Annotated in this window: 3 protein-coding genes; 2 read left to right on the top strand and 1 reads right to left on the bottom strand. The window is 33.2% G+C overall.

Annotated features, from left to right (window positions below; all coding sequences use genetic code 11):
- Together LZ634_RS22575 and LZ634_RS22570 are read left to right on the top strand one after the other, a co-directional pair.
- On the top strand, positions 1-254 hold a 254-nt coding region (locus LZ634_RS22575), incomplete at its 5' end, for a hypothetical protein (protein ID WP_234508959.1).
- A 75-nt stretch (positions 255-329) separates the two neighbouring features.
- Positions 330-884, top strand: a complete 555-nt coding sequence (locus LZ634_RS22570) for a hypothetical protein (RefSeq protein WP_234508958.1) — start codon at positions 330-332, stop codon at positions 882-884.
- Here LZ634_RS22570 and LZ634_RS22565 read toward each other — a convergent pair.
- Positions 870-1,484 (bottom strand): hypothetical protein (locus tag LZ634_RS22565; protein WP_234508957.1); only part of this gene is annotated, 615 nt, incomplete at its 5' end. The two genes, LZ634_RS22570 and LZ634_RS22565, sit on opposite strands and share 15 nt — an antisense overlap.

Below are 1,484 nucleotides of genomic sequence, written 5' to 3'. Positions count from 1 at the left end.
TTTCTTTTATTGTCATCTTACAGGAGGAAATCATTATGACTAATAAAACGATCCTCAACGTCCTTAAAAGAGTCGGGCAAGTAGTATCACATCTCGCAACACTACGTAAAACCTATTTGGTTATAGGTACAGTAGGAACCTTTATTATCAAGATGCTTGATGATGAAGATGTTGCAGCAGAACACGCTGATGCTTTTGAACACTTAATTGATGGTGTAGAAAACGTAGTTTGTACAATTCTGGATTGTAATTAATTTTATAATCCCTTTGTTTAATTCCGTAAATTAATAGCCGTCCTTGTGGCGGCTTTTTTCATCAAGGATTTTTATATGATAACAATAAACCCAAAAGTATTATCTTTCTTTTATACACCACAGGTGTTAAACAGTCTTAATAGTAGACTCAAAATAATTAAAGTATCCGGCACGATTTCTACTGATGAACAGAAGTGGAAGTGTAATGTGTGCAATAAAGAGATACATCAAATAGTTGAAAACATGCCTTTAATCCACTGTAGATGTGAGTATGAGGACTGGACTTTTAAACATCAGTCACTATACATTCAGTCCATTCATGATAATACAGGAACGATTGTAGCCTATAAGGTAGGCATTACATCAATGCCGGGTAACGTCAGAAAGAATTACACTGATAGTTTCAGTATATACAATCACAAGATATTCTTAGAAGTTCGTATGGATTATGACTTAGCAGCAGCTATAGAGACGCGTGTAAAACGTGAATTACCAGTAGGCTATATCAGCAAGCAAGAAATGAAAGACGGCTTCACTGAAACCGTCAGTATTGAATATTTGGATAGTATGATATCGATTTATGAAGAAATGATTTCTACTACTCATCATCCTTTTTTACGGGTGATGTAAACTATCTTTGTCGAAAATCTCATCGTATGAGAATGAAGTAAGCTGTATAATCGTTGCACTTATTTTTAAATAGTTAGTGTTGATGTTCATTGTAAGCTCATCACTTACTGGGGTGTTATTATTTTGTACGTGTTCTAAAACCAGTTGACTGTTTTTCATTAATTCTATCAATTCTTTTTCAAGTGATGATAGATATAGATGTGCATTATTAGTTAAATTAACTTTCCAATGTCGGAGGGTTCTTATCTTCATGATAAATGCTGTTCCTAAACTGTGCATTTCATTTATGCATATTTTAGCTTTCTCTATTTTTATTTTGTCGTGTTCTTGTTTTGGATATTCCAAACTCATTATGTCGCTTATTGATGATGTAAGTGGGTGAAGTTTACCATGAAATCCTTCAATGATTTCCAAAATACTTACAGTCTGTTTAAATGCAGTGTCATTAATTTTACTATTCAACCATTTATTAACTTGTAATGCAGCAATCAACGCAACTAAAAAAGTTCCAACGTTAGCCAAGGCTGAAATACTATCGGAATCAATTTTGAATGGATCTTTATTCACTACAAGATTAAATAAGATAGTGGAGATTGAACC

This window comes from Kluyvera intermedia (assembly GCF_021440345.1).
Classification (GTDB): Bacteria; Pseudomonadota; Gammaproteobacteria; order Enterobacterales; family Enterobacteriaceae; genus Kluyvera; species Kluyvera intermedia_A.
Note: the sequence above shows the minus strand (reverse complement) of the source record. Positions and strands in the feature narration are given on the sequence as shown.